Source organism: Curvibacter sp. AEP1-3 (genome assembly GCF_002163715.1).
Classification (GTDB): domain Bacteria; phylum Pseudomonadota; class Gammaproteobacteria; order Burkholderiales; family Burkholderiaceae_C; genus Allorhodoferax.
Map to the genome: position 1 here is coordinate 1,871,542 of NZ_CP015698.1, position 25,305 is coordinate 1,896,846.

Genomic DNA, 25,305 nt, shown 5'->3' on the forward strand with positions numbered 1-25,305 from the left:
ATCATAAATGAAGATTCTGCGTTACTTGTCGGCTGCTGCTCTGCTTACCATCTCAATGGTATCCATTGCGCAAGTTCCAGAGATTCCAGACCCGAACTTCCCAGACATAGCTGGTGTTAGACGCAATCCCGATGGAAGCCCATTTATTATTTACAATCCCCTGCTTTGCTCAAACATGGGGCCGTTGTTATGTGGGTTTTACAGAACTCACGAGTATTGCCACATAGCACTGGGGCACGGCCTGCGCCCAAACTGGCCCCAGAAAATGGAAGCGGAGGCTGATTGTTGCGCAGCCCAGCGGGCATCAACTGGCGAAGTGATCTCTGCGTATAACTGGTTTATGGCGGGGGGCGGCAGTACACCTCAGCATGGTTCGGGGTTCGAACGGGCGCAGCGCCTAGCCGCATGTCGACCAAACCCATAAGGAAGGTCTATATCCATGCTAGGTCTTGACGTAAAAACCATAGAAGCATTTGGCCAAATTGCCGGTATTGGTGGCCTCTCATTATTTGTATTTGTTTACCTTTATAGGGAGGTAATACGAAAGAAAATATTTCCACAGCTTAACTCTCAGCAGGCATACAAGTTAATTCGTCTTTTCTTGATTCTTGTTTTTCTTTTTAGTAGCACTGGGCTGGCCGCTTGGGTGTATGTAAGCATCACTGGAGTAAAGCCAATCGAGCTAGGGGTATTCCCAACTGAAGAACCTCAGCCGATCATTATTAGTTGGATGACGTTGATTGATCAAAAGAAATATCAAGAAGCTTACGATCAAAGCGACGATCTTATGATTAAAAAGAATTTTTCTTTTGAACGATTCGCAGAATTAACAAAATCAGCCAGAAACCCAATTGGCGATCCAATCGAGCGCATTAATATAAAAAGTGGAATGCTAACTTCACCGCCTGGCTATCCTATTGGTTATTACACGTATTCTTTGTTCAAGTCGCGGTTTTCAAATGGGCTATTTTATTTTGAAGTAGTTACTCTCAGGGCAACTAGCGCCCAATGGAAGCCATGTGCATACGAAATCAATCCTGCACCACCGACATAGGCACAACAAGGCATTGCACATGAAAAACTTGGGGGTTAAACCTGCGTTCTGAGCAACCACTTTTGGAGCGTCGCATGTGACCGCTAACAGCCTGTTGCCGTCATGTCTGAATCAGGCTGAAAGCGGAAGCAAGTTTTGTCTGTTGCTTATCCCCTTCCATGCCGTCCACCAATACAAAACCCGCATGCCCACTCAACTTCAATCGGCTCTAAGTTGATTGAGATTCGATCGGCTTCAGCTTTTGAGAAATAGTCATCTTCAATGATGATTTTTCTCAAGTTCACAAACTGCCTCTTGAGCCTCTTGGTCGAAGAGACCGGTGCTTCGAAATAGTGCTTTGCTTCCTGCGCCTTCACAAACAAATGTATAACTTCAACGGAAACTGACAGCGACGCCTCGATGCCCTGGTGTGGTTCAGGTGAGTAGGGATACATAAACTTCTAAATATTTCTTGCTGTTGAGTGCTTGTTTACTAGGCCCGCTTCCGCTGCAAATCTGAGGCTCCAAGAGGCTGAGGCAGTCATAAGGTACTGCTTCGAAGCTGTCGTTGATTTGGAATTGACCGGCACCCAGCGACATTGCGTTACGGGGTGTAAGTTCACCAGCACGCTTTGTAGTGCAATGCCGTGGTGTAACCATGTCGAACGATTTATGAAGTAGCAACTTTGAGCGCTTTGAAAATGACATGGTCACTGGATGCATAACTGCGCAAAGCGCTCTGAAACTCGCCCGATGAAGTGATTGCAAGCGGTAAAAAAACTTTGTGGAATGTAGGAATTCCATCAGCGTCCAATTCAAGCATTGTCATTCCGCGAGGCTTGCCCTGAAAAACATGGGCAATGGAAGAGAACATGACTGGTGAAGTCCATTTGATGCAAAAGCGGTTGAAAAAAAGGCCGGTTCCATGAATGCCTTCCTTTGAAATCGAAAACCACACTTTCTTTCGCCCGGCCCAAGTAATAAGCAGCGATATTGGCAGCGGACAGAATAGAACTAGTACATCGCGAGTAGCGTCTCCGCTCTGAAGAAAGTACAGGCCAAGAAAGAACAAGGCTGCAAATGCCAAGTTACGCGCCAACCCTAACAAAATGACGCTGCGAATTGGAAGATAAAAATGGTGCATAGTTTGTGTATTGCCGTTTAACGTAACGTAGACCGCTGAACCCAGTTGGTACATCCGAATCTTTACGATACTTACTGTGGAGAAAAGGCCGAAAAGCTGATCACTGCCTTGATCACAGTATTTTTCATGAGCGTATGTACAGGTCTAAAGGTTTAGACACCCCCGCACTTTGTCAGCAATGGAGATAGTCACTGATTTCAAGCTTGTTGCGCCTCGGAACTAGCTTGAGCAACCCCAAATCGGGTGCCTTTTGAACGTCGGCTAACGCTGCAAAGCAGAATCCTGGCTTGGTTTAGTTCGCTTTGCTTAATCCCAGCAAATCAATACAACATCACTTTCCTTGTTTTACCTTAAGAATGTACCCGGCTGCGATGCCGCATGCGCCGAAGAAAATTGTGACGGACACACCCATTGCTGTTTCGCTTACAGACTTGGCAAAAATAGAGATAAGTACTCCGGCCATTACAAACACAACTGAGCATAGGAAGAGAAGCCACAAGGTCAATTTGCTGTGACCAGCAGCGGAGTTTGCATAACCTTCTTTGAGCGTCATTTTCTGATCGCTGTAGGAGGAGTCTGAAATGAGCGCCTTCGATCCGAAGTAAAACCAAGCACTGAACAGTGGAACAAGGATGAGAGACCAACTCCATCCAACTATTGCTCCAACGCCAATAGTTACTGGTAAGGAGATCTTGTGGAAACGGCTTACAAAATTTCGAAGCCTAGCCTCGACAGCAGGATCTTCAAGAATTCGTCCCTTACCGAGTACTCCCCAAGGATAGAAAACTGTACTGCCTGTTTGGTCTTTTTTGAAGCTAGCGTTGGTCAGTCCTTCGAAATACCCCATCTTTATCCTTTCAAGTATCAGTAACAGAGGGATCAACTGATTTCACGGGCGTGGCTACTACGGCAGACACATGAAACCTGATAGAACTCAATTTTGACCTTAACCATAATGTTGGACCATCCCTCGTTCGGGTGAATATAGATTTTTTGAATACGCCTCAACGCTCGGTTTCCTTGAACTTTGGCTGAGTGATCACCAGAGTTTGAACCCCTCAACTGAAGGAGTTCATCATGGAAGCCTACTCAGACCCAGCACATAGGGAGCCCTGGAACAAGGGAAAGATCGTCGGCCAAAAGGCGCCCTTGCGCCTTAAAGATATCTGGGCCATCCGAATCCGCCTTCAACTTGGTCACCGGACTCGTGAGTTGGCCATGTTCGACCTGGCCTTGGACAGTAAGCTGCGCGCCTGCGACTTGGTTAAGCTAAAACTGCGGGACATCGCCCATGGCGATCACATCAGTGCCCGAGCGATCGTGATGTAACAGAAGACGTCACTTCCTGTCCAGTTCGAGATCACGCCGCCTACTAGAGAGGCCGTCTTGGAGTGGATCAAGGATGCGGGCCTGAAATCTGAAGATTACTTGTTTCCATCGCGGGTACACGACTCACCACATATCGGGACGCGGCAGTACGCCCGCATCGTTGATGGTTGGATCAGTGAAATCGGATTGGACCCTTCTGCCTATGGGACCCACAGCATGCGCAGAACAAAAGCATCGCTGATTTACCGGCGCACTAAGAACATCCGAGCGGTGCAATTGCTCCTAGGGCATACCAAGCTGGAGAGTACGGTTCGCTATTTGGGGATTGAGGTGGAGGACGCTCTGGAGATGGCGGAGCAAACGGAGGTTTGATTTACGCCCACTGTGGGATCTTGAGGGTCCCACGGAAAGTCTGATTCATCCGGGTGCGGGAAAGCGGACATTCACCAACACCCGCAACTGGCCCACAGATGACATTGATCGCCTCTGGTGCAACTCACTCAGATCAACACAAGAAAATCAGCTGCTGGTGGTCAGCAATTTCCGGAACAGATGGACAAGTCAACCGGAATACGTAATCGAGCAGGAACAGTGAGCGGCAGAATGCGCTTTGTAGGGCATAGTATGTTGCAGTCAATCATCAACTGCTCTGCTGTAGCCGGACCCGTGCCAATACTGCCTGGCGCTAGGCGTCTGTATTGCTGTAATCGGTGTGCCAATGATCACGTAGCGAGTTGGTACGCCTTGCCCCAGACGGGTCGTTGCCACATCTCAGACAACAAGGGCTCAAGGGTATACGTCAATGACAGTGGTTGGCGGCGAGAGTTCCTACCGGCAAACTTGAAAGGTTAAGTTGTATTCGCCTCATGAGTGAATCATTGTGGTTGCAATCAAGCTAGCAGACCACTGATATGCGGTTAGCCATGGATTGACAAACTGATTTACAAGCTAATCAACTCATGAAGAAAAATCAAAGCTCCGAACTCACGATTTGAGTCTGTTGTTCTGAAGGTATCCAGTTTTGGAGAGCCCTCTCACCGCCATGTTCGCGATTTTGCCGAAACAGGCCGCTACGAACATTGTCGTTGATGGAAATCTGGTTAGGAGAATGGCGTTTGCATGTCAAGCTCACATGTAGACGACTAACCACATCAGATGTCCTCTCGCCGACGATTGCTACACCTAACTCCAGAGCCTGAGCTAGTTCGCCCACGAACTCTGCAACTGAAGAGTCCAGCTTGATTTTCACAGGTATCAGAGCCGACGGTAGCTTCAAAATGCATATGTCAGAAAATACAAAAAAACGCCCGATTTTGCTCCATTAAATGACAATTCAAGCTGCCTATGTAAATTTAACAATCTTCTTTTCTGGCATGAACCCTGAATTTTACTGGGATTTTTAGTCAGTCATACAGAACCTGTTTGAGTTATTTTTTCGCCATACGAGGACGGTCATCAGCGCGGTCAGGTCTTGCACCACGGCGTCGAGATCGAGGGTTTTGAATTCTTCGGCGTAGTTGAAGTCTTCGCCCATGGGGTTGGAAGCAGGCGCATGCTGGTGCAGGATGCCCAGCTTGAGTTGGTTAGGCCACCAATCAGCGTTCGATGGCGCAGCGGCTTGCGTGTGGCTGCGGCCTGCGTGGGGAAAGGGGCACTTGGCTTCTGTGGTCATGCGAATCTCCTGTTGCGGTTGGTAAATCGGTATGCCATGCATTTTAGGTTTTAGCTATCGAAATCACCAATTGGATTGCCCAATACCCGCCATAGGCATTTTTGTGCGAGCTGCGATGCATACACTCCCAGCCTAGTCATTCATTGAAGGCCCTTCACTTTGCAAGCTCTGCTTCACGCCATCACCTCGATGGACATTTCCTCCCCAGACGCCTGCCGCCTGTTTCATGGACGCGGCGGTCTGTACCCCGGTTGCGAACAGTGGTCGCTGGATTGGTACCCGCCGGTGCTGGTGCTCACCAGCTTCAAACCGGTGAGCAAGGATGAGTTAGCCACCATCGGTGCCGCGTTGTCCGCGCGCTGGCACACACTCAGCCCCGGGCAGGCGCTGAACTGGGTCTTCCAGTGCCGCGCCGAAGGGCTGGCGGATACCCGGTTGATGTCGGGCACAGTGCCTGAGCCCCATGTGGTGACGGAGTCAGGCACCCGGTACAAGGTGCATGTGCTGCGGGGGCAGAACCATGGCCTGTTTCTGGACATGGCAGAGGGCAGGCGCTGGGTACGCGACTATGTAACGGCCCATCCCAAGACCTATGCCTTCAGGGTGCTGAATTTGTTTGCCTACACCTGTTCGTTTTCAGTGGTGGCCTTGCAGGCCGGTGCGCGGCATGTGGTGAATGTGGACATGAGCCAAAGCGCGCTGGCTACCGGCCAGCAAAACCACCGGCTCAATGGCATTGAGAGCGGTGTGAGTTTTCTGGGGCACGACATCTTCAAAACCTGGGGCAAGATCACCCGCAGTGGCCCCTATGACCTCGTGGTGCTGGACCCGCCCAGTTACCAGAAAGGCAGCTTTGTTGCCACCAAAGACTATGCGCGCCTGGTGCGCCGCTTGCCCGAACTGCTGGCCCCGGGCGGCCATGCGCTGGTGTGCCTGAATGCGCCCGAACTGGACACGGCCTTCCTGAAAGGCCACATACAAAAGCAAGCGCCTTCCCTTGAATTCGTGCAGCGCCTGCCGAATCCCGCAGCATTTGCGGATGCGGAGCCGGAGCGCGCGCTCAAGGTGCTGGTGTACAAAGCACCAGAAGACTTAGCGCAATGATCACTTCACGACACCAACACCATGCCAGCCACTGAATTGCAATGCAAACCCGCCGGTACCGTTGCCGGCAAACTCCTGTTCATCCCCACCGGGGTGGAAGGTCCTTTGTTGCCTCACATGCAAGACTGGGTGACCGCCAAGCTCAAAGCCAAACAGCCGGTGAAGGACATCAGCAACACGGTGCTGGTCAAAGGTATCAAGCAATGGACAGCCTATGAAGAGAAAGTTGGCGGCAAGAAAGTGATCACGGTTTTCAAGATCACCTGAGAGGCCAAGCCCCGGCTGGCACCGGACTGCTTCTCAAAGGGTTAATCAAAAATCTCGTGGAGCCACGACTTCTTGCGGCTTTGCGGGTAGCGCTTGTATTCCTGGAAATCGGAATCCTCAAAGTCCCGGTGGTGCGATGCACGGGCTACGCGCGCCGGGGGCACAGCAGCCACCGCAGGGCCCGAGGCCTTTTCCAGCAGCTTGTCGAGTTCGCCGCGGTCCAACCAGATACCGCGGCAAGACGGGCAATAGTCAATCTCCACGCCTTGGCGTTCGGTCATCACCAGGGTGCTATCGGTGCAATGGGGGCATTTCATATCAGGCTCCTTGGGGTCACAAAGCGAATCCGGCGGCAGACAGCAGCAAACCACCGACACCTACACCCGCCAGCAACTTGGCATCACGCGTATTGCGGGCGGAATACTCAAACCATGCGGAATAAATGACCGGCAAAGACAGGGCCAGGCCGATCCACTCCGGGGTAAAAAAATCGATATCCATCACAGGGTCTCCGTGTCCTGTTTGACCAAGCGTCCGCGAACGGGCTTTTGCTGACGGTGCAGGGTACGGGTCAGCGCACGCACCAAACGTTCAAGACCTTCGTCCAAAGCGGTACGCCAGTCGCTCGCCAAAGAGGAAATGACCAGCACACCGGACTTCTCCGTTTTCACTTCCAATAGGCAGTGTTTGTCGACACCACCGCGCGGGCCGTTGATGTCGGTAAACATGACCTTGGCGCGTGGCACTACCGCACCCAAGCGGCGCAACACAAAGCGCACACGTTGCAGGGCCTCTTCCCGCAAGGCACCGCCTTGAGGGTGTCGGGATTCGAAAATGACTTGCATAAAACCTCTCCAAGCGATGAACAAGACCCGACCTTAGCCCGCGCTTCATTGCGTAAAAAGCAGATAATTACTTACTTAAATTCCCTATAAAACTGAATATGAGCACCTCGTTCAACTACAAGCACCTCTACTACTTCTGGGTGGTGGCCAAGGAAGGGGGCATGTCCCGGGCCGCCGACAAGCTGGACATGGCGGTGCAAACCGTAAGCGCACAAGTGCGGGAGTTGGAACGCTCGCTGGGCTACGCCCTTCTCAAACCAGCAGGGCGTGGGTTGGTGCTCACGGATGCCGGCGTCACGGCCATGCAGCTGGCCGACCAGATCTTCCAGATCGGCGAAAACCTGCCCACGCTGGTACGCGATGCGGCCAGCACACCGGCCACGCGCCTGGCAGTCGGCATTTCTGATGGCTTGCCCAAGCTGGTAGTAAGGCGGCTGCTGCAGCCGGTAATCGCCGAGCCGAACCTTCGCCTGATCTGCCATGAGGGCGAGCTGGAAGACCTGCTGGGCGACCTGGCCTTGCACCGGCTGGATGTCGTATTTTCCGATCGCCCTGCGCCGGCCAACCCCAACATCAAGCTCTACAGCCACGCCATGGGAAATTCGCCCATGGCCTGGTACGCCACGCCCGCCATGGTGCGCGCCGGAGGGCGCAAGTTTCCCCACAGCCTCGCTGACATGCCGGTGCTCATGCCCACAGCCCATACCGCAGTCCGTGCGAGGCTGGACCATTGGTTCGAGCAAATCGGCATCCGGCCCCGCATCGTGGGGGAATTTGAAGACAGCGCCCTGCTCAAGACCTTTGGCGGCAGCGGCATGGGCGCCTTTCCGGCGGCCGAATGGGTTCAAGACGACCTGCTGGCGCACTACGGTGTCAAGCGTCTCGGGCCCTGTGAAGGTGTGGTGGAGCACTTCTATGCAGTAGGCACCGAACGCAAGGTCCAGCATCCGCTGGTGCTGAGGGTGCTGCAGGGTGTCGTGTAAGTAGCCAAGCCGGAAGCGCTCTTTCATTCAGTTTTTATAGGAATGAATTTCCACTAAACACTGGTTTTTCTTGAAGCTCATTATCCGTAATCTCCAATCCGTCCTTTGTTTTTTGGAGATGACGATGAAAAAGCTTTTATCTGTATTGGCCGTGGTGTTCTCACTGGGTATCGCGAGTGTTTCCATGGATGCCGAGGCCGCCAAGCGTCTGGGTTCCGGCAAATCCATGGGCACGCAACGCCAGGCTGTGCAAGACAAGGCGCCTTCCGCGCCTGCGGCACAAAATGCAGCGCCTGCTGCCGGTGCAGGCGCAGGCGCAGGTGCAGCGGCCGCTTCCAAGCCTTCCTGGATGGGTCCTGTTGCCGGCTTGGCCGCTGGTTTGGGTATTGCCGCGCTGGCTTCTCACTTCGGTTTCGGTGACGAGCTCGCCTCCATGATGACCATGGCCCTGGTAGCCTTCGCCGTGATGGCAATCATCGGATTCATCATGCGCAAGCGGGCCATGGCCCGCCAAGGTGGCATGGCCGGTGCAGGCGGCATGATGCCGGCTGGTGCTGCTGCAGGTGCTGGCACAGGCACATCCAACCAGACATTCAAGGTCGCTACTCCCGCACCCTCCGGCCTCGGTGGTTCGTCCTCTGGCTCATTGATCGGTTCCGGCATCGGCGCGCAGACCACAAGCGCTGCCATTCCCGCCGACTTTGACCGTGCAGGTTTCGAGCGCAATGCCAAGGTGAACTTCATCCGCTTGCAAGCTGCTTATGACGCTGGCAATTTGGACGATATCCGTGAGTTCACCACGCCTGAAATGTTTGCTGAAATCAAGCTGGACTTTGCGGAGCGCGAAGCGGCTACCCAGACCAGCGAGGTGGTCCGTATCGACACCGCCGTGCTGGAAGTGGTGGAAGAATCAAACCGCTATCTGGTGAGCGTGAAGTTCACAGGCTTTATCCGCTTCGGCGCAGGTTGCGACGACGAAACGTTCGACGAAATCTGGCACCTGACCAAGGCTCGCCAAGGTAACGGCGGTTGGGTATTGGCCGGCATTCAGCAGGTCGAATGAACCTGGAGCAGTACCTACCGGTCCTGCTGTTCATTGCAGTAGGACTTGCAGTGGGAGTGCTCCCTCAGCTGGCGGGCTACATTTTGGGGCCCAGCCGGCCCGATCCGGCAAAGGGCTCGGCCTACGAATGTGGGTTCGAGCCCTTTGGCGATGCGCGCATGCAGTTCAACGTGCGCTTCTATCTGGTCGCGATCCTGTTCATCATCTTTGACCTGGAGATCGCCTTCCTGTTTCCATGGGCTCTGGCACTCAAAGAGATAGGGCTGCCCGGCTTTATCGGGGGCATGGTCTTCCTCGGCATTTTGTGCATAGGCTTTGCCTACGAATGGGCCAAAGGCGCGATGGATTGGGAGGCTTGACGAACCGGTGGCGCTCAAACCGTGCGGTAAACCCCTAGTGTGTAGGATAGAACGCACCGATTTCTGTGCTCTGAAGAGGGATTTTCTTGCACCCCGCCACCTCCGGCCTTTCATCCGCCCGCCATGTCACGGCCGCTGCGCTCGCAGCTGTGGTGGCATTGCCCATGCTCTGGAGCTTGGCTGCTGCAGGGGCGTCTGCCGCTCAGCTCGAAGCATGGCGGGCCTTGTGGCAAGAGCCCTTGGTGTGGCGGGCGCTGTGCCAGAGTATCTGGACCGGATGGGCATCCACCCTGCTCGCGCTGGGACTGAGCGCTTGGATACTGGCCGCAACCGTGGGCCGCTTGCAATCGCTGGAGGGCAGTAACCAACTGGCGCGCTGGCTGGCACCCCTGCTGTCGGTTCCGCATGCGGCGTTTGCCATTGGCTGTGTGGCACTGCTGGCGCCCAGCGGCTGGCTGTTGCGACTCTTTTCGCCCTGGGGCACCGGTCTGACGGATCCGCCGCCTTGGCCCACCACCCAAGATCCGTGGGGTCTGGGCCTGATATTCGTACTGGTGCTCAAGGAAGTACCGTTTTTGTTGTGGGCCGCCCTGGCGCACCTGCAACGCCCGGATGTGGCGCGCCGCCTGCGGCAGGAGCTCACTCTCGCCCACACGCTGGGCTACAGCGAGCGAGAAGCCTGGTGGCGGGTGGGTTGGCCGCAGTTACTGCCGCGCCTGGCGGTGCCTCTGCTGGGAGTATGGGCGTATGGCCTCACGGTGGTGGATGTAGCGCTGGTCATTGGGCCGACCACGCCCCCCACACTGGCCATGCTGGCCTGGCAATGGCTGCAGGATGCAGACCCCACTGTCAACGCGCAAGGTGCCGCTGCGGCCTGGTGTCTGGCGTTGGTACTGGCGGTCGGTGCAGTGGTGCTCTGGGGCATGTGGCAACTAAGTTTCTGGCGGAAGCGATGGACCCGGGGACCGGTGGGTTCCGACATGCGAACCCCTAGCTCCGAGAAACAAAATCTCCTCGCGGCATCGCTTCCCGGTTCCCTAATTGGCTTGCTGCTGGTGTACGCCGCCGTCATGTTTGCACTGCTAGTGGGCAGCATCACGGGGGCCTGGCACTTCCCGGCGTTGTGGCCGCAGAACCTGACGTGGTCCGCCTGGCATCAGGTCGTCGGCAGCCACAACAGCCTGTGGACCAGTGTGTGGCTGGCGCTGGCCAGCAGCACCGCAGCGCTGGTGTGGACCGTGGCGTGGCTGGAGTGGGCACCGGCGCGCTGGCAACAACGCCTGATGCCGCTGTGGATGGTGCCACTGGTGCTGCCCGCCCTGTTGTGGGTGCTGGGCGTGCACCGCTTCAGTTTGGTCTGGGGTCTGGACACCACGGGCGTTGGGCTATGGCTGGCCCACACGCTGGCTGGCGTCCCTTATATGTTGATGGCGCTGCAGGGCCCCTACCTCGGGTTTGACCGCCGCCTGCAGATGGTGAGCGCTACTCTGGGCCACCCTCATGCAGTGTTTTTGTGGCGGGTGAAGTGGCCGCTGCTGCGTAGCGCACTCGCAGCTGCATGGGCGATCGGCTTTGCGGTCAGCGTGGCCCAGTATCTGCCCACCCTGTATGTGGGGGCCGGCCGGTTCCAAACTGTCACCACTGAAGCGGTGACGCTGGCCGCTGGCGGCCAGCGCTCCCTGACGTCGGCATTCGCCTGGCTGCAATGGATGCTGCCGGTGCTGGCCTTCGGGCTGGCTGCCTGGGTGGGTCGTGCGCGGCGCTGGCCGGCTCGCGTGCCGGCAAAGTCACAATGGCAAGCATGACGAATATGCCCACGCTCCACCCCGCTGAACCCCGGCATTGGCATGAGGTACCTTGCGCGCCGCTGCCCGGCACAGTGCTGGGCCACACGGGCAAGCTGGCGGATGGCAGTGCGACGATGGCGGAGACCACAGATGCGGCCGACAGTGACGGCTCGGGCGTGTTCCGCTACCTTTTGCTGCGCAGTGGATCGGAAGTGCGGGCCTATGTGAACCGCTGCGCCCACTTCGGCGTGCCGCTGGCCGCACAGCAAGACCTGTTGAAGTTCCAGCCCCATGTGCAAATCACGTGCAATGTGCACTATGCCCATTACCGGTGGAGTGACGGCGTGTGCACCGCGGGTGACTGCGAGGGCGAGTCGCTGTTGTCTATTCCACTGACCGTCGATGCCGACGGCACCATCCGCATCGCGCCATGAGCCTGCTGATTCACATCGCCACCCTCACCAGCCCCGCGGGCGTCTTGGTGCGTGACCTGCAGGTGGAGATCGCCCCCGGCGCTATCCACACGCTCATGGGGCCCAGTGGCTGTGGCAAAAGCAGCGTGCTCGCGGCAGTGTGCGGCACACTGGAACCCGGCATGCAGTGGAGCGGCACGGTGCACTTGCATGGGCAGCGGATTGACCACCTGCCGGTGCAGGCACGGCATGTGGGCATCCTGTTTCAGGACGATTTACTCTTCGCGCACATGACCGTACGGGAGAACCTGCTCTTCGCCGTGCCCGCAGGCCCCGCTGCCGCCAGGGAATCAGCGGTGCAGCAGGCGCTGCAGGATGTGGAAATGCAAGAGTTTGCCCACGCTGACCCGGCACGCTTGTCGGGCGGCCAACGGGCACGGGTCGCCCTGGCACGCGCACTGGTGGCGCGCCCCCAAGCGCTGCTACTGGACGAGCCCTTCTCCAAACTCGACGCCGCCTTGCGCGAACGCATGCGCGCACTGGTGCTCGGGCTGGTGCGCAGCCGTGGCCTCCCCGCCCTGCTGGTGACCCACGACGCGGCAGACGTTGCGGCCCCCGACCTGCTGACCCGCTTGGGCGATTTGTAAGAAAGCTGGCATCCGAGCGACAAAGGGGTTTCCCTCCCCGCTATAGACTCGCTCCATGCGCTCCACCCTCTCTCTTCGCTTTAGCCGCATTGCACGGGCTTGGCTTGCCCTCACCGCATTGTGTATGGGCTCGGTTTCAAGCGCATGGGCACAGGTGCCAGCCAGTACCATCGCCGTCGGTACTCCCTTTGCAGTGGCGTCTGCATACGCCAATGGCCAAAGATTCAACACCGGCACCCTCGATGGAACGGTGACCGTGGCCTTTTTCTGGAACAGCAACTGCGCCGTCTGCCGCGATAGCCTGCCCGAGCTGCGCGCCAACTTGGCTGGTTGGAAAACCAAACCCTTCAGCCTGCTGCTGGTCAATCTGGACCGCAAAGCTGACGACTGGTTGGCCTACGAGAAACTGGTGGGCCAGACACAGATGAACGCCAAAGGCCTGCTGTCAGTCCGCATGGACGGTGAGTTGCCCGCCGGTGTGCGACTGCCGCTGACCCTGCTGATCGATAGCAAAGGCAAGGTGCTCAAACGCTTTGAAGGTCGACTCGCCCCCGAAGTGTGGGACAGCGTGGCTGACCTGCTGCCCTGACCCGCCATGCTGGATCGCTTCGCCACTCCCCTCCTTCGCCCGCCGTTGCAGGCTATCGCACGCCTGCTGGTGCGCGCCGGTGTGGGTGCCAATACGGTGACGCTCGCCGGTTTTGCTGTCGGCATGCTTGCTGCGATTTTGATAGCTTCTGGCGCATATTCCATGGGCGCTATCGCCTTGTTGGCCTCCAGATTGCTGGATGGTTTGGACGGTGCGGTTGCGCGGGAGACGCAGCCTACCGATGCCGGTGGCTTTCTCGACATTTCGCTGGACTTCGTGTTCTACGCCAGCATTCCGCTGGCCTTTGCCGTCGCCAACCCCGCCGCCCACGCCTTGCCCGCTGCCGCCCTACTGGCGGCCTTCATCGGCACCGGCAGCAGCTTTCTGGCTTTTGCCGCCCTCGCCGCCAAGCGCGGCATGGACAACCTGGCCTACCCCGACAAGTCGTTCTACTTTCTGGGCGGGCTGACCGAGGCCACCGAAACGCTGGCCTTCTTTGTGGCCATGTGCTTTTGGCCTGCGCATTTTGATGTGCTGGCTTACACCTTTGCCGCCTTGTGCGCTGTGACCACTGCCACCCGCATCTGGTGGGGTTGGCGCGCATTCTCCTGAAAGGCCCCGCATGAAAGCTTCCAAAATCCTGGTGCTGGCGGTCGCAGCGTCTGCCATTGCAGCCTTTGTAGTCTTCGATCTAGGCCGCTTTTTAAGCCTGGAGGCTCTGCGCCAGAGCCAGGACGCGCTGGCTGCGCAGTACGCCGCCAACCCCTGGGGCTTGCGGGCTGCCTACTTTGCCCTCTATGTGCTGGTGGCGTCGCTCTCCCTGCCGGGTGCAGTCATCCTCACGCTGGCCGGTGGCGGTGTGTTCGGGCTAGGTTGGGGGCTGTTGCTGGTGTCGTTTGCGTCCAGCCTGGGCGCCACGGTTTCGTTCCTGGCAGCGCGCTTTGTGTTGCGGGACATGGTGCAGGCGCGTTTTGGCGCACGATTGGCAGATATCAATCAGGGTGTGGCGCGGGACGGCGCGCTTTATCTGTTCAGCCTGCGGCTGATTCCGGTCGTGCCGTTTTTTGTGATCAACCTCGCCATGGGCCTGACCACCATGCGCACCCGCACCTTTTACTGGGTGAGCCAGCTCGGTATGCTGGCCGGCACGGCGGTCTACGTAAACGCAGGCACACGGCTGGCAGAGCTGCAGTCGCTCAAGGACATTGCCAGCCCTCAGCTGCTGGGCGCGTTTGTGCTGCTCGGTGTGTTTCCTCTCGTTGCAAAGGCGCTTATGAACTTCATTCAACAACGCAAGGTCTACGCTCGCTGGAACGCGGTGCGTCCGCAAACCTTTGACCGCAACCTCGTTGTCATCGGCGGGGGCGCGGGCGGACTGGTCTCGGCCTACATTGCAGCGGCAGTCAAAGCCAAGGTCACACTGGTGGAAGCCCACAAGATGGGCGGCGACTGCCTCAACTACGGCTGCGTGCCCAGCAAGGCGCTGATCAAAAGTGCCAAGCTCGCTCACCAGATGCAGCATGCAGAGCGCTATGGTTTGTATAGCACCCCGCGCACATCCGACCGGCGCCAGAACCTGTTTTCATTCAAGGCGGTGATGCAACGCATCCACGACGTGATCGCCACCATCGAGCCGCACGACAGCGTGGAACGCTACACCGGCCTGGGCGTGGAGGTGTTGCAGGGTTACGCCAAGATCATCAACCCCTGGACGGTGGAGATTGCCCTCAACGACGGGGGCAAGCAAACATTGACCACCCGCAGCATCGTCATTGCAGCCGGCGCACGGCCCTTCGTTCCGCCCCTACCGGGTCTGGACGAGGTGGGCTATGTCACCAGCGACACGCTGTGGGACGAATTCGCCAAGCTGGACGAAGTGCCAAAGCGCCTAGTGGTTCTGGGCGGCGGGCCGATTGGTTGTGAAATGGCGCAAAGCTTTGCGCGCCTGGGCTCTGCCGTGACCCAGGTGGAAATGGCGTCGCGCGTCATGGCGCGAGAAGACCTGGAAGTGTCTGAGCTGGCAGCCGCTTCGCTACGCGCTGACGGCGTGGACCTGCTCACCGGCCACAAAGCACTGCGCGTTGAAAAGTACCCCCACTCTCCCGAGCCTGTCGAGGGCGCTTCGACAAGCTCAGCGAGAACGGGCGGGGGGGTGCTCATCGTCGAGCACGCAGGCGTGGAGAAGCACATTCCTTTCGACCAACTGCTGTGCGCCGTAGGCCGCACTGCCCGCCTCTCAGGCTACGGCCTGGAAGAGCTGGGCATTCCCACCCACAAGACGGTGCAAACCAACGAGTACCTGCAGACCATCTACCCTAATATTTTTGCGGCGGGTGACGTGGCCGGGCCCTACCAGTTCACCCACACCGCGGCGCACCAAGCCTGGTATGCGGCAGTCAACGCGCTCTTCGGGGACTTCAAGAAATTCAAGGCCGACTACTCGGTCATCCCCTGGGCCACATTCATTGACCCCGAGGTAGCGCGCCTAGGCTTGAACGAACAGGACGCCAAAGAGCAAGGCATTGCCTACGAGGTGACGAAGTACGGCATTGACGACCTGGACCGCGCGATTGCGGACAGCGAGGCGCACGGCTTTGTGAAAGTACTGACCGTGCCAGGCAAAGACAAGATTCTGGGCGTGACCATCGTCGGCACCCACGCAGGCGACCTGCTGGCCGAATATGTGCTGGCCATGAAACACGGGCTGGGCCTCAACAAGATTCTGGGCACCATCCACACCTACCCCACACTGGCCGAAGCCAACAAATACGCCGCCGGTGAATGGAAGCGCGCGCACCAACCCCACAAGCTCCTGGAATGGGTGCGCAAGTTCCACGACTGGAAGCGCGGCTAGGCATTTCAGGGCGCGGCACAATCCACGCCTATGCAAACACCCGCCACACCCATCGTCAGAGACATCGTGTTGGTGGGTGGCGGCCACAGCCATGTGGTGGCGCTGCGCTACTTCGCCATGCACCCACTGCCCGGCGTGCGCATCACCCTGATTTGTACCGACGCGCACACGCCCTACTCCGGCATGCTGCCCGGCTATGTGGCGGGGCACTACGCTTATGACGATGTGCACATCGACCTGTGCCGCCTGTGTGCCGCCACCGGTGCGCGGTTCATCCAAGCAGAGGTGATGGGTCTGGACCGTGAGGCACGCACAGTGCAACTGCGCGGCCGGCCCGACATTGACTACGACGTGGTCTCCATCAACACCGGCTCCACGCCGCAGATGCGCGCAATGGGCGCCACTGAATACGCAGTGCCGGTCAAACCCATCACCGGCTTCAACCAGCGATGGTTGCAATTGCTCGACAAGGTGGCGCGCGCTAAGCGGCCGCTGACGATCGCTATCGTGGGCGGTGGCGCGGGCGGTGTGGAGTTGTGCCTAGCTATGCAGTACCGGCTGAGTGCCGAGACACAAGCCGCCGGGCGGGCAGACTTGGCACCGCAGTTCCACTTGTTTACTTCGGATGGCTTGCTGCCCACCCACAACGCGGGTGTACAGAGGCGCTTTGCCAAAGTGCTAGCCGAGCGCGGCGTGCAAGTGCATCTAAAGACACCCGTGGCTGAAGTGCAGGCAGGCCGTTTGCGCAGCGCGCAAGACGAATGGTTTGACGCCGACGAGGTGCTGTGGGTTACCCAAGCCGGTGGAGGCACCTGGCTGCAAGGCACCGGCTTGGCCCTGACAGACAACCGCTGCATACGCTTGCACGACACGCTGCAAAGTATCACCGACCCGCGCGTGTTTGCGGCGGGCGACGTGGCAGCGATAGAGAACTTTTCGTTGGAAAAGGCCGGTGTGTTTGCCGTGCGCATGGGCATGCCGCTGGCCATCAACCTGCAGCGTGCGGTGCAAGGTCTGCCCCTTCAACCCTACCGCCCGCAGCGCCACTGGCTGGCGCTGATCAGCACCGGTGACAAATTTGCCGTGGCCTCACGCGGTGCGCTCGGGTTTGCGGGTGCCTGGGTCTGGCGCTGGAAGGACTGGATAGACCGCCGTTTCATGCAGCGCTTCAGCGTGCGGGGAGTGGATGGATTGGAGGGCCTCTCTGGCATGGCCCCAACCACTTCATCCAACGCATCCATTCAGCTAAGCGCTGATGAAGCCCAACAGGCGCAAGCCGCAGTCGCCATGCGCTGCGGAGGCTGTGGCGCCAAAGTGGGGGCTAGTGTGCTCTCGCGTGCACTGCAAAACCTGTGGGTGCAACCCAACCCCGATGTGCTGCTGGGCCTGGACAGCCCGGACGACGCTGCCGTGGTGCGCGTGCCGCCCGGCAAAGCGCTGGTGCACAGCGTAGATTTTTTCCGCGCGTTTGTGGACGACCCCTATGTGTTCGGCCGCATTGCCGCCAACCATGCACTGGGCGACCTGTTTGCCATGGGGGCCCAGCCCCACACTGCCACCGCGATTGCCACCGTGCCGCCGGGCGTGGACCGGCAGGTGGAAGCCACCCTGCGCCAGATGATGCAGGGCGCGGTCGAGGTGCTCAATGCGGCGGGCTGCACGCTGATCGGCGGGCACAGCGGCGAAGGCGCCGAGCTGGCGCTGGGCTTTGCAGTAAACGGCCTGGTGGACGTCGACAGCCATGGCCAAATGACCGGCGTGCTGCGCAAGGGCGGCATGCAGCCCGGCGATGTGCTGCTGCTGACCAAACCGATAGGAACTGGAGCCTTGTTTGCCGCGCACGGCCGCGCGGCCGCCAAAGGCCGCTGGGTACAAGCTGCGCTGCAGAACATGGCTCAGAGCAACCAGACTGCCGCGCAGACACTGCGCACCTTTGGCGCCACCGCCTGCACCGACCTGACGGGCTTCGGCCTCATCGGCCACACGGTAGAAATGGCTCGCCCCAGTGGCGTGCAAGTCGCGCTGGATGCCGCCGCCCTGCCCCTGCTGGATGGCGCGCTGGAGTGTGTGCAGCAGGGCCTGCTGAGCTCCCTGCACGGCGCCAATGCCCGCCCGCAGCATGTGGTGCAAAACGCCGCACAGGCCATGGGCCACCCGCTGTGGCCGCTGCTGGTGGACCCCCAAACCGCCGGTGGACTTTTGGCGTCCGTGCCCGCCTCAGCAGCAGATGACTGCTTGCGCGCACTGCGGGCGCACGGTTACCCAGAAGCCTGCGCCATCGGCCGTGTGCGTGCTTTGCCTGCCGACGAACTGCCCATCACCATCGACGTGCGACCGCTATGAAAAGAGTAGCTGGTCACGCACATCCCATGGGCGCCAGAGTCACTTTTCTTGCTCTATCGGCGTGGTGCAGCTTGTCCATGGTGTGGGCGCAGGTCCCGGGCGCAACGCCGCTCACACCACTGGAGGCGACAGGCCCCGGCACGCCACCCGCGCCATGGCGGGCGGTGGGCTTGCCCGGAGGCAAGGTGCCGCTGATGGCGCCCGACATCGTGCTGCAAGGCGCAGAGCCTGTGCTGCGCATGCGCAGCGACAAGAGCTACAGCACCCTGAGCCACGCGCTGCCTGCCGGCACCCGCGAGAACCGTTTGCAATGGCAGTGGCGGCTGGACGAAGGTCTGGCCCAGGCGGACCTGCAGCGCAAGGAAGGGGACGACGTGGCGCTCAAGGTCTGCGCCATGTTCGACCTGCCTCTTGCCAACATTCCTTTCGTGGAGCGCAACCTGCTTCGCCTAGCACGTACGCTTAGCGGCGAAAACCTGCCGGGTGCCACGCTGTGCTACGTCTGGGACCGCCTGCAGCCGCCGGGCACAGTGGTGAACAACTTGTACAGCAAACGCCTGCGCTTTATCGTGCTGGACCAGGGCCCGGCTCGGCCCGGAGCGTGGGTCAGCCATGCACGGGACTTGAACGCCGACTTTGTGCGCGCCTTCGGAGATGAAAGCGCGACAGTACCGCCCTTGTTGGCCGTGGTCGTCGGGGCGGACAGTGACAACACCGGTGGGAGCAGTCTGGCCTTTGTCAAAGGGCTTGCCCTTGTAAAACCTTAGCCACAGCTGCCCGCGCAAGAATGGAAAACGCTATGCTTTCCATAGCTGCTCGCGCATATTCGGTGGGCGCTGGAGGCTGATTTATTTGTCAAACCCGCCCCAATCGTGGAACAATAGCGGCATGAAAGCTCTGGCTGCGCATATCAAGCAGGATGTGGACTCCGCCCACGCGGCAGACGCGCGCGGCTACCAGCCCCGCCAGCTGGTGTTACTGGGTGGCGGCATGGCCAACCTGCAGGTGCTCTCGGCACTGGCGGCAAAGCCGCTGCCGGAGATGCGCATCATTCTGGTCGCCCCCTTCCCCCGCACCATTTATCCCGGCATGCTGCCCGGCTTTGTGGCCGGCCGCTACAGCCAGGACGAATGCGCCATTCCGCTGGAGCCGCTGGTGCGGCGCGCCGGCATCCGCTGGCTGCAGCGCAGCGTCAAATCGCTGGATGCCGGCAGCCAGACGCTGCAACTCGATGACGGCAGCAGCCAGCATTACGACTGGTTGTCCATCAACACCGGGCCGGTGCAAAACCGCGAGCAGATCGAGCGCGACATTCCCGGCGCCCGCGAGTTCGGCCTGTTTGCCCATCCGCTGGAGACATTTGCCCTGCTATGGCCGCGGGTGTGTGAGCTCGCCAACAGCAAGGCGCTGCGGGTGACTGTGATCGGCGACCACACAGCCGCCCTGGAACTAGCCTTGGCCGTGCGCCAGCGCCTGCCCTCCAGCGCCGTGACCTTGGTGATCAAGCCCGGTGACGGCGGCGTGGATTTGGACAGCCCGGTGCACGCCCGGCTGGTGGCCGCCATGAAGGCCCAGCGCATCACGGTGCTGCAGGATGTGGCAGTGGGCATGAGCGCAGAGTCCGTGCACCTGGGCTGCGGCGCTCACCTGGCCTGCGATGTACCCCTGATCGCGCTCGAATCCCAGTCGCTCGCGTGGTTGGCCGACAGCGGCTTGGCCTTGGATGGCCAGGGTCAAGTCGCCATCGATGCCTACCAGCGCAGTACCAGCCACAGCCAAGTGTTCTCCGTCCAAGATGAGAGCGAGGCCCTGGTGCACAACCTGCCGGCCGCCACCACCGGTGCTAGCCTGCATGCGGTGCGGGATACGTCCCACGCGCTGCACTTTTTGTTCGGTGGCAGCCAGCAAGCGGTAGCCAGCTGGGGCAGCTACAGCGCCACCGGCCGCACACTGAACTGGCTCAAAGACTGGACCGACCGCCGGCATGTGGCGCGTTACCTGCAAGTTACATCCTAAAGCCACAGCTTCCGGCGCTTTTCGGACGATCTAATGGGTATAGTGGGTGTGACTTTGTTCACATCTCCCCATGAAATTTTTCCTGGCTTTTTGTTTTGCCTTGATGCACTGCCTGTCCGCGACGGCGCAGGCACCCAGCGCATTGCCGGCAAACCCCACGGCCAACCAGGTAGCCAACGCCGGCGCCACATCAGCGACGTTGAGCTTTTTCAACCGCCCCCTGATCACCTTCCGCGGAGAGTTGGGCGGCGTCTCCGCCCCTGACCGCGCCCAGCGCGCACACGCCCGGCTCAAAGACCAGCTGGACAAAGACGGGCCGCACCGCGTCTCGCGCAAAGCGGATGCCATGGGAGTGCTGGTGCAGATTGATGGTGCCACGACCTTTGTGGTCACCGAGGCGGAGGTCGACCAGAGCCAACAGGACACCTTGGAGACGACGGCCGCCAAGGCCCAAGCTGCTCTGGAAACCGCGATCTCCCAAAGCAAAGAAAGCCGGAATCTGGATGCGGTGCTGAAAGCGGTGGCATGGTCAGTGGCCGCGTCAGCCATTGCTGCGGCCGTATGGCTGGCCCTGCGCCAGTTGGGCACCGCCATCAGCCGCAAGCTGATGCAGCTGTCTGCAGAGCACGCCACCAAGCTGCAAGTGGGCGGCATCACCCTGGTGAACCGCAACCGGGTGGTCGCTGTCGTCCGGGGGGCCATCACCCTGGTGCTGCGGATCATGCTGTTCCTGGTGGTGTACGAATGGCTGAGCTTTGTACTACGACGCTTTCCCTTCACCCGCGCGTGGGGCGAAGCACTCAACGGTTATCTGGTGGACTTTGCAGCCACAGCGGGTAATGCCATAGTGAGTGCGGTGCCCGGCCTGTTCACGGCCGTGGTGATCTTCTACTTGGCGCGCATGCTGACACGCGGGCTGGACAACTTTTTCGAGCGCGTACTCGAAGGCGAGCACACACTCGCTTGGCTGGATGCCGATGTCGCCGTGCCCACACGCCGCATCGCCAAAGTGCTGGTGTGGCTGTTCGCACTCGCAATGGCCTACCCCTATCTGCCGGGAGCCGGTACTGAAGCCTTCAAGGGCCTGTCGGTGTTGGTGGGCTTGATGATTTCACTCGGTGCGTCCAACCTGGTCGGCCAGGCTGCAAGCGGTCTGATACTGACCTACGGCCGGGTGTATCGCAAGGGCGAGTACGTGCGGCTGGCAGAGCAAGAGGGCACAGTGACGGAGATGGGCATGTTTGCCACCCGCATCCGCACCGGGCTGGGTGAGGAACTCACGATCTCCAACACCAGCATCCTGGCAGGCACCACCAAAAACTACTCGCGCGCGGTCCAAGGTGCCGGCTATGTGGTGGACACTACCGTCACCATCGGCTACGACACCCCGTGGCGCCAGGTGCACGCCATGCTGATTGACGCGGCGGTGCGCACAGAAGGCATTCTGGTGGACCCGCCGCCTCAAGTCTTCCAGACCGCCCTGTCGGACTGGTATCCCGTATACCGGCTGGTGTGCCAGGCGGTGCCGGAGGAACCCCGCCCGCGCGCCATGGTGCTCAGCGCCCTGCACGCCAATATTCAGGATGTGTTCAACACCTTCGGGGTGCAAATCATGTCGCCGCAGTACATTGCCGACCCCGCGCACGCCAAAACGGTACCGCCGCACGCGTGGACACCGGCGCCGGCTAAACCTGACACGCCGGCAGCCCCGGACAACACGCCAACGCCATGACCTTTTTCAACGAAATTGCGTACGTAGCCCGGCAAGAGCTGAAGGTCATCCTGCGGCACCCCAAGATGCTTTTGGCGGTGTTGGTGGTAGCCGTATTGCCATCGGTCTACGCATCGATCTACCTCACCAGCGTCTGGGACCCGACCTCCCACACCAATGCCTTGCGCGTGGCGGTGGTGAACCTGGACGATGGCGTGGAATACAAAGACCACATGTTCAACATTGGCTCCCAGGTGATCACGCGCCTGGAGCGCAGCGCACGATTTGGCTACGTCACGTACGAACACGCGGAGGATGCCCGCCAGGACGTGCGCATGGGCAAAGTGGCGTTCGCATTGATAGTTCCCAAGGACTTCAGCTCCAACGCCATTCCCGGGGCCATGCCGGGCGGCGGCAAGTTGGTGATTTACGCCTCTGAGGGCAACAACTACCAGACCGCCGTCATCGCCAAACAGTTTGCCAATGAGCTGGGCCATGAGGTGAACGAGAGCCTGAACGAGCGACGCTGGGCCATGGTGCTGACGAATGCGGCCGGTTCGCAGCGCAGCGTGGACCAGCTCAGAGCCGGCGTGAACAGCCTGCGCGAAGGTGCCATGGAACTCAACACCGGCGCGCTGCAAGCCGCCAATGCCGGGCGTGCCTTGTCCAATGGCTCCGTCAAACTGCACAGCGGTGTCGGGCAGTTCACCGATGGGTTCAAACAACTGAGCGGCGGACTGCGGACCCTGGATTCCAAACGCCCACGTAACTCTGACCTCAATGCGCTGAAATCCGGCGCCGACGCGCTGGCAGCGGGCCACGTGGATCTTGGCAAAGGCATGGACGAGCTGCAGGGTGGTAGCCACAAGTTGCTGGAGGGCGTGATGGCCTTCAAGACAGAGGCGGACGATAGCCTGCTGGTGTCCACCCGTGTCAAGGAAGGCGTGGGGCAACTCGCGGGCGGCATGAACCAGCTGGACGATGGCATCCGAGATGCCTCTGAAGGACAGAAGAAACTGGCTGACGGAGCCAACCGAGTGGCCGCGGGTGTCGGCACTTTGACCAACGGCATGCGCTCCATGACCGGCGCCATTCGCCAAGCCGTGACCAAGCTGCCCGAAGACAGCCAGCTCGACGAGCTGGATGCCGGAAGCAATCAGCTCAGCAATGGTGCCGGGGCCTTGTCTGAAGGCTTGCAAAAACTCAAAACAGGCACGCAAGCACTTTCGGGTGGATTGGATTTGCTGGCCCATTCGCTGCCGGCTTCCATTGAGACTCCGGAAGGCAGCCCCGAAGGTCTGGCCAACTCGGTCAAACCCATTATTGAAGTCGATGCCGTGGTCGGCAACAGCGGCAGCGGCTTTGCGCCCAACGTGATTCCCGCCGCACTCTGGCTGGGAGCCGGTGTGGCGGCTTTCCTGATCCATATCCGCGTGATGCCGCGGCATGCCAAGCGCTTTTCACCGCCGGCCAAGTTCATCGGCAAGATCGCCATGCCGGCCACCGTAGTGCTGTTACAGGCGCTGGTGCTGGGGCTGACAGTGTTATGGGGCTTGAAGGTGCGCATTTTTGATCCCGCTGCTTTTGCCTTGTGCCTGACAGTGGCAGGACTGTCTTTCTTGATGATCGTGATGCTGCTTACGCGCGCATTGGGCGATGCGGGCAAGGTTTTCGCCATGGTATTTCTGGCGGTGCAGCTGTCGGCATCGGGCGGCGTTCTACCGGTGGAACTGAGTGGTGGCTTGTATGAAATCATCAGCCCCTGGCTTCCCATGACCTGGGTGGTGCGGGCGGTGAAGGCGGCCATGTTCGGAGCCTATGGGGGTGCCTGGCAATCGCCCATGCTACTGGTCACTGCTTGTGGTTTGATCTCCATGCTGCTGGCCTGCTGGATAGGGCGCTGGCGCTATCTGCACCCGGCCCAGATGCAGCCCGCTGTCGGTTTGTGAACTGCCGTTGAACTGCGATCAGTGGCGCGGTAGCGTGAGAAAGCCGCGTTGCACGCTCCACTCGGTGCACAAGAAGCGTCCGTTGTTCATCAGCCGGTCAAGGATGCTGTAGTCGGGGTAGACCATCTTGCCGTCCTTGCAGATCATCACCGTTTCTTCGGTCGTGACCTGCTGCAGCAAATTGGCCAGGGCCATGCTGTCCCGCAGCAGCACATACACCGTGAGCAATGCGATGACGGTGGCCGCCAAGGAGCACCACTCCCGGATTTTTTGCTGCCAAGGGCGTGCGACTTCGGGCGAGTCCATGGGAAGGGCGCCGCCGCTCAGACTGAACAAATCGGCACTGCCGGTGGGCGCTGCTCCACCATCCTCCTGAGCCGCCGCCGACTGGGGCATCTGGGGCTCGGCATTTCGGGCAGCGGCGGCCTCTGCCGCGGGGATGTAAGCCCGTCCAAAGGGCTTGGTTTGCTTCATGGTGTGGACTCCAGTACTTTGCATCCGGAGGGCATGACGCCGTTTCCACAGCCAACGCTGATGAAAGCAACCCCGCTATCCGCCTGCTGTGCAGGGAGGACCGGAGGCTTTGCGTCCCTGCCTCTCGGCAGGTTTGCCCATGCGCTCTATGCGCGAAAACAAGACTATAGAGGAAGCCAAGGAATCCACCAAACCGGTTTTCTAGCCGCTCAAGTCAGGCAGATGGCCGGAGAAATAGCCCTTGAGAACCACCGGCTGCCCTTGAAACGGGCGGAAAACCCCTTATCATTAGCACTCACTGGCATCGAGTGCTAACAGCACCGCCGGGTTAGTTCTCAGGACGCTGCTACTTTTTGGCAGCGCCTGGTGTTCCTTGTTTCCCTATTTAGGAGATTTTTCATGAAACTGCGCCCTTTGGCAGACCGCGTGATTGTGAAGCGCGTTGAAAACGAAACCCGCACCGCTTCCGGTATCTACATTCCTGATGCCGCTGCTGAAAAGCCAGATCAAGGTGAAGTGTTGGCTGTCGGCCCCGGCAAGACCAATGACAAGGGCGAAACCAAGGCCCTGACCGTGAAAGTCGGCGACCGCGTGTTGTTCGGCAAATACTCCGGCCAAACCGTCAAGGTCGACGGCGACGAGCTGCTGGTCATGAAGGAAGACGACCTGTTCGCAGTCGTCGAAGCCTAAGCTGATCCGCTACTGAATTCATAGCTGGTTGCG

Annotated in this window: 25 protein-coding genes, 2 pseudogenes and 1 riboswitch; of the genes and pseudogenes, 19 read left to right on the forward strand and 8 right to left on the reverse strand. The window is 59.4% G+C overall.

The window, feature by feature from the left end; translation table 11 throughout:
• The first annotated feature begins 439 nt into the window (after positions 1 to 439).
• Positions 440 to 1,054, forward strand: a complete 615-nt coding sequence (locus tag AEP_RS08645; protein ID WP_087495004.1) for a DUF4019 domain-containing protein — start codon at positions 440 to 442, stop codon at positions 1,052 to 1,054.
• A gap of 146 nt (positions 1,055 to 1,200) precedes the next feature.
• On the opposite strand, the gene AEP_RS08650 is transcribed toward AEP_RS08645, so the two are convergent.
• The 3 genes from AEP_RS08650 to AEP_RS08660 all read right to left on the reverse strand — a co-directional run bounded on the left by AEP_RS08650 (position 1,201) and on the right by AEP_RS08660 (position 3,024).
• A complete protein-coding gene (locus AEP_RS08650; protein ID WP_087495005.1) occupies positions 1,201 to 1,488 on the reverse strand; it encodes a hypothetical protein in 288 nt (95 codons plus the stop codon).
• A 215-nt stretch (positions 1,489 to 1,703) separates the two neighbouring features.
• Complete coding sequence (locus AEP_RS08655) at positions 1,704 to 2,231, reverse strand: hypothetical protein (RefSeq protein ID WP_157673112.1); 528 nt, start codon at positions 2,229 to 2,231, stop codon at positions 1,704 to 1,706.
• Positions 2,232 to 2,508: 277 nt separating this feature from the next.
• Entirely contained in the window at positions 2,509 to 3,024 is a 516-nt protein-coding gene (locus AEP_RS08660) for a hypothetical protein (protein ID WP_087495007.1), read from the reverse strand.
• A 230-nt stretch (positions 3,025 to 3,254) separates the two neighbouring features.
• On the opposite strand from AEP_RS08660, the pseudogene AEP_RS08665 reads away from it, so the two are divergent.
• Positions 3,255 to 3,878 (forward strand): annotated as a pseudogene (locus AEP_RS08665) (tyrosine-type recombinase/integrase).
• Between the two features lie 1,078 nt (positions 3,879 to 4,956).
• Here AEP_RS08665 and AEP_RS08670 read toward each other — a convergent pair.
• A pseudogene (locus AEP_RS08670) lies at positions 4,957 to 5,178 on the reverse strand (catalase/peroxidase HPI); the annotation flags it as partial.
• Positions 5,179 to 5,337: 159 nt separating this feature from the next.
• Between AEP_RS08670 and AEP_RS08675 the strand changes: the two are divergent.
• Both AEP_RS08675 and AEP_RS08680 read left to right on the forward strand, forming a co-directional pair.
• A complete protein-coding gene (locus AEP_RS08675; RefSeq protein WP_087495009.1) occupies positions 5,338 to 6,282 on the forward strand; it encodes a class I SAM-dependent methyltransferase in 945 nt (314 codons plus the stop codon).
• 21 nt (positions 6,283 to 6,303) lie between these two features.
• Positions 6,304 to 6,549, forward strand: a complete 246-nt coding sequence (locus AEP_RS08680) for a hypothetical protein (protein ID WP_087495010.1) — start codon at positions 6,304 to 6,306, stop codon at positions 6,547 to 6,549.
• Positions 6,550 to 6,590: 41 nt separating this feature from the next.
• On the opposite strand, the gene AEP_RS08685 is transcribed toward AEP_RS08680, so the two are convergent.
• The 3 genes from AEP_RS08685 to AEP_RS08690 are packed head-to-tail and all read right to left on the reverse strand — an operon-like array spanning position 6,591 to position 7,394.
• Positions 6,591 to 6,866, reverse strand: a complete 276-nt coding sequence (locus tag AEP_RS08685; RefSeq protein WP_087495011.1) for a TFIIB-type zinc ribbon-containing protein — start codon at positions 6,864 to 6,866, stop codon at positions 6,591 to 6,593.
• A gap of 16 nt (positions 6,867 to 6,882) precedes the next feature.
• Complete coding sequence (locus tag AEP_RS20690; RefSeq protein WP_157673113.1) at positions 6,883 to 7,050, reverse strand: hypothetical protein; 168 nt, start codon at positions 7,048 to 7,050, stop codon at positions 6,883 to 6,885.
• Positions 7,050 to 7,394, reverse strand: coding sequence for a hypothetical protein (locus AEP_RS08690; RefSeq protein WP_087495012.1), 345 nt, complete (start codon positions 7,392 to 7,394; stop codon positions 7,050 to 7,052). The genes AEP_RS20690 and AEP_RS08690 overlap by 1 nt, the downstream gene beginning before the upstream one ends.
• A 98-nt stretch (positions 7,395 to 7,492) precedes the next feature.
• Between AEP_RS08690 and AEP_RS08695 the strand changes: the two genes are divergently transcribed.
• The 14 genes from AEP_RS08695 to AEP_RS08760 all read left to right on the forward strand — a co-directional run bounded on the left by AEP_RS08695 (position 7,493) and on the right by AEP_RS08760 (position 24,108).
• Positions 7,493 to 8,377: a LysR family transcriptional regulator gene (locus tag AEP_RS08695; RefSeq protein ID WP_087495013.1), complete on the forward strand. Its 885-nt coding sequence runs from the start codon at positions 7,493 to 7,495 to the stop codon at positions 8,375 to 8,377.
• A 124-nt stretch (positions 8,378 to 8,501) separates the two neighbouring features.
• The gene (locus AEP_RS08700) at positions 8,502 to 9,440 is read left to right on the forward strand and encodes a Tim44 domain-containing protein (protein WP_087495014.1); all 939 of its coding nucleotides are present in this window, start codon (positions 8,502 to 8,504) and stop codon (positions 9,438 to 9,440) included.
• Complete coding sequence (locus AEP_RS08705; protein ID WP_087495015.1) at positions 9,437 to 9,799, forward strand: NADH-quinone oxidoreductase subunit A; 363 nt, start codon at positions 9,437 to 9,439, stop codon at positions 9,797 to 9,799. Before AEP_RS08700 ends, AEP_RS08705 begins: the two co-directional genes overlap by 4 nt.
• An 86-nt stretch (positions 9,800 to 9,885) precedes the next feature.
• A complete protein-coding gene (locus tag AEP_RS08710; protein ID WP_232459965.1) occupies positions 9,886 to 11,604 on the forward strand; it encodes an ABC transporter permease in 1,719 nt (572 codons plus the stop codon).
• A 5-nt stretch (positions 11,605 to 11,609) separates the two neighbouring features.
• Positions 11,610 to 12,020: a Rieske (2Fe-2S) protein gene (locus AEP_RS08715; protein ID WP_157673114.1), complete on the forward strand. Its 411-nt coding sequence runs from the start codon at positions 11,610 to 11,612 to the stop codon at positions 12,018 to 12,020.
• A complete protein-coding gene (locus tag AEP_RS08720; protein WP_087495017.1) occupies positions 12,017 to 12,646 on the forward strand; it encodes an ATP-binding cassette domain-containing protein in 630 nt (209 codons plus the stop codon). The genes AEP_RS08715 and AEP_RS08720 overlap by 4 nt, the downstream gene beginning before the upstream one ends.
• A gap of 55 nt (positions 12,647 to 12,701) precedes the next feature.
• On the forward strand, positions 12,702 to 13,235 hold the full coding sequence (locus AEP_RS08725) for a TlpA family protein disulfide reductase (RefSeq protein ID WP_087495018.1): 534 nt from the start codon (positions 12,702 to 12,704) through the stop codon (positions 13,233 to 13,235).
• Positions 13,236 to 13,241: 6 nt separating this feature from the next.
• Positions 13,242 to 13,847: a CDP-alcohol phosphatidyltransferase family protein gene (locus AEP_RS08730; protein ID WP_087495019.1), complete on the forward strand. Its 606-nt coding sequence runs from the start codon at positions 13,242 to 13,244 to the stop codon at positions 13,845 to 13,847.
• A gap of 10 nt (positions 13,848 to 13,857) precedes the next feature.
• Complete coding sequence (locus tag AEP_RS08735; RefSeq protein ID WP_087495020.1) at positions 13,858 to 16,089, forward strand: FAD-dependent oxidoreductase; 2,232 nt, start codon at positions 13,858 to 13,860, stop codon at positions 16,087 to 16,089.
• A gap of 30 nt (positions 16,090 to 16,119) precedes the next feature.
• Positions 16,120 to 18,432 carry a selenide, water dikinase SelD gene (gene selD, locus AEP_RS08740; protein ID WP_087495021.1) on the forward strand — a complete coding sequence of 771 codons (2,313 nt, stop codon included), beginning with the start codon at positions 16,120 to 16,122 and terminating at the stop codon, positions 18,430 to 18,432.
• Positions 18,433 to 18,458: 26 nt separating this feature from the next.
• On the forward strand, positions 18,459 to 19,199 hold the full coding sequence (locus tag AEP_RS08745; protein ID WP_157673115.1) for a DUF3047 domain-containing protein: 741 nt from the start codon (positions 18,459 to 18,461) through the stop codon (positions 19,197 to 19,199).
• 121 nt (positions 19,200 to 19,320) lie between these two features.
• Complete coding sequence (locus tag AEP_RS08750) at positions 19,321 to 20,448, forward strand: FAD-dependent oxidoreductase (RefSeq protein ID WP_087495023.1); 1,128 nt, start codon at positions 19,321 to 19,323, stop codon at positions 20,446 to 20,448.
• Positions 20,449 to 20,518: 70 nt separating this feature from the next.
• Positions 20,519 to 22,180, forward strand: coding sequence for a mechanosensitive ion channel family protein (locus AEP_RS08755; protein ID WP_087495024.1), 1,662 nt, complete (start codon positions 20,519 to 20,521; stop codon positions 22,178 to 22,180).
• Positions 22,177 to 24,108 carry a YhgE/Pip domain-containing protein gene (locus AEP_RS08760; protein WP_087495025.1) on the forward strand — a complete coding sequence of 644 codons (1,932 nt, stop codon included), beginning with the start codon at positions 22,177 to 22,179 and terminating at the stop codon, positions 24,106 to 24,108. Before AEP_RS08755 ends, AEP_RS08760 begins: the two co-directional genes overlap by 4 nt.
• Before the next feature lie 18 nt (positions 24,109 to 24,126).
• On the opposite strand, the gene AEP_RS08765 is transcribed toward AEP_RS08760, so the two are convergent.
• Positions 24,127 to 24,582, reverse strand: coding sequence for a hypothetical protein (locus tag AEP_RS08765; RefSeq protein ID WP_087495026.1), 456 nt, complete (start codon positions 24,580 to 24,582; stop codon positions 24,127 to 24,129).
• 62 nt (positions 24,583 to 24,644) lie between these two features.
• Positions 24,645 to 24,730, reverse strand: a riboswitch (cyclic di-GMP riboswitch).
• A 251-nt stretch (positions 24,731 to 24,981) separates the two neighbouring features.
• On the opposite strand from AEP_RS08765, the gene AEP_RS08770 reads away from it, so the two are divergent.
• Complete coding sequence (locus AEP_RS08770) at positions 24,982 to 25,272, forward strand: co-chaperone GroES (protein WP_087495027.1); 291 nt, start codon at positions 24,982 to 24,984, stop codon at positions 25,270 to 25,272.
• Positions 25,273 to 25,305 lie beyond the last annotated feature (33 nt).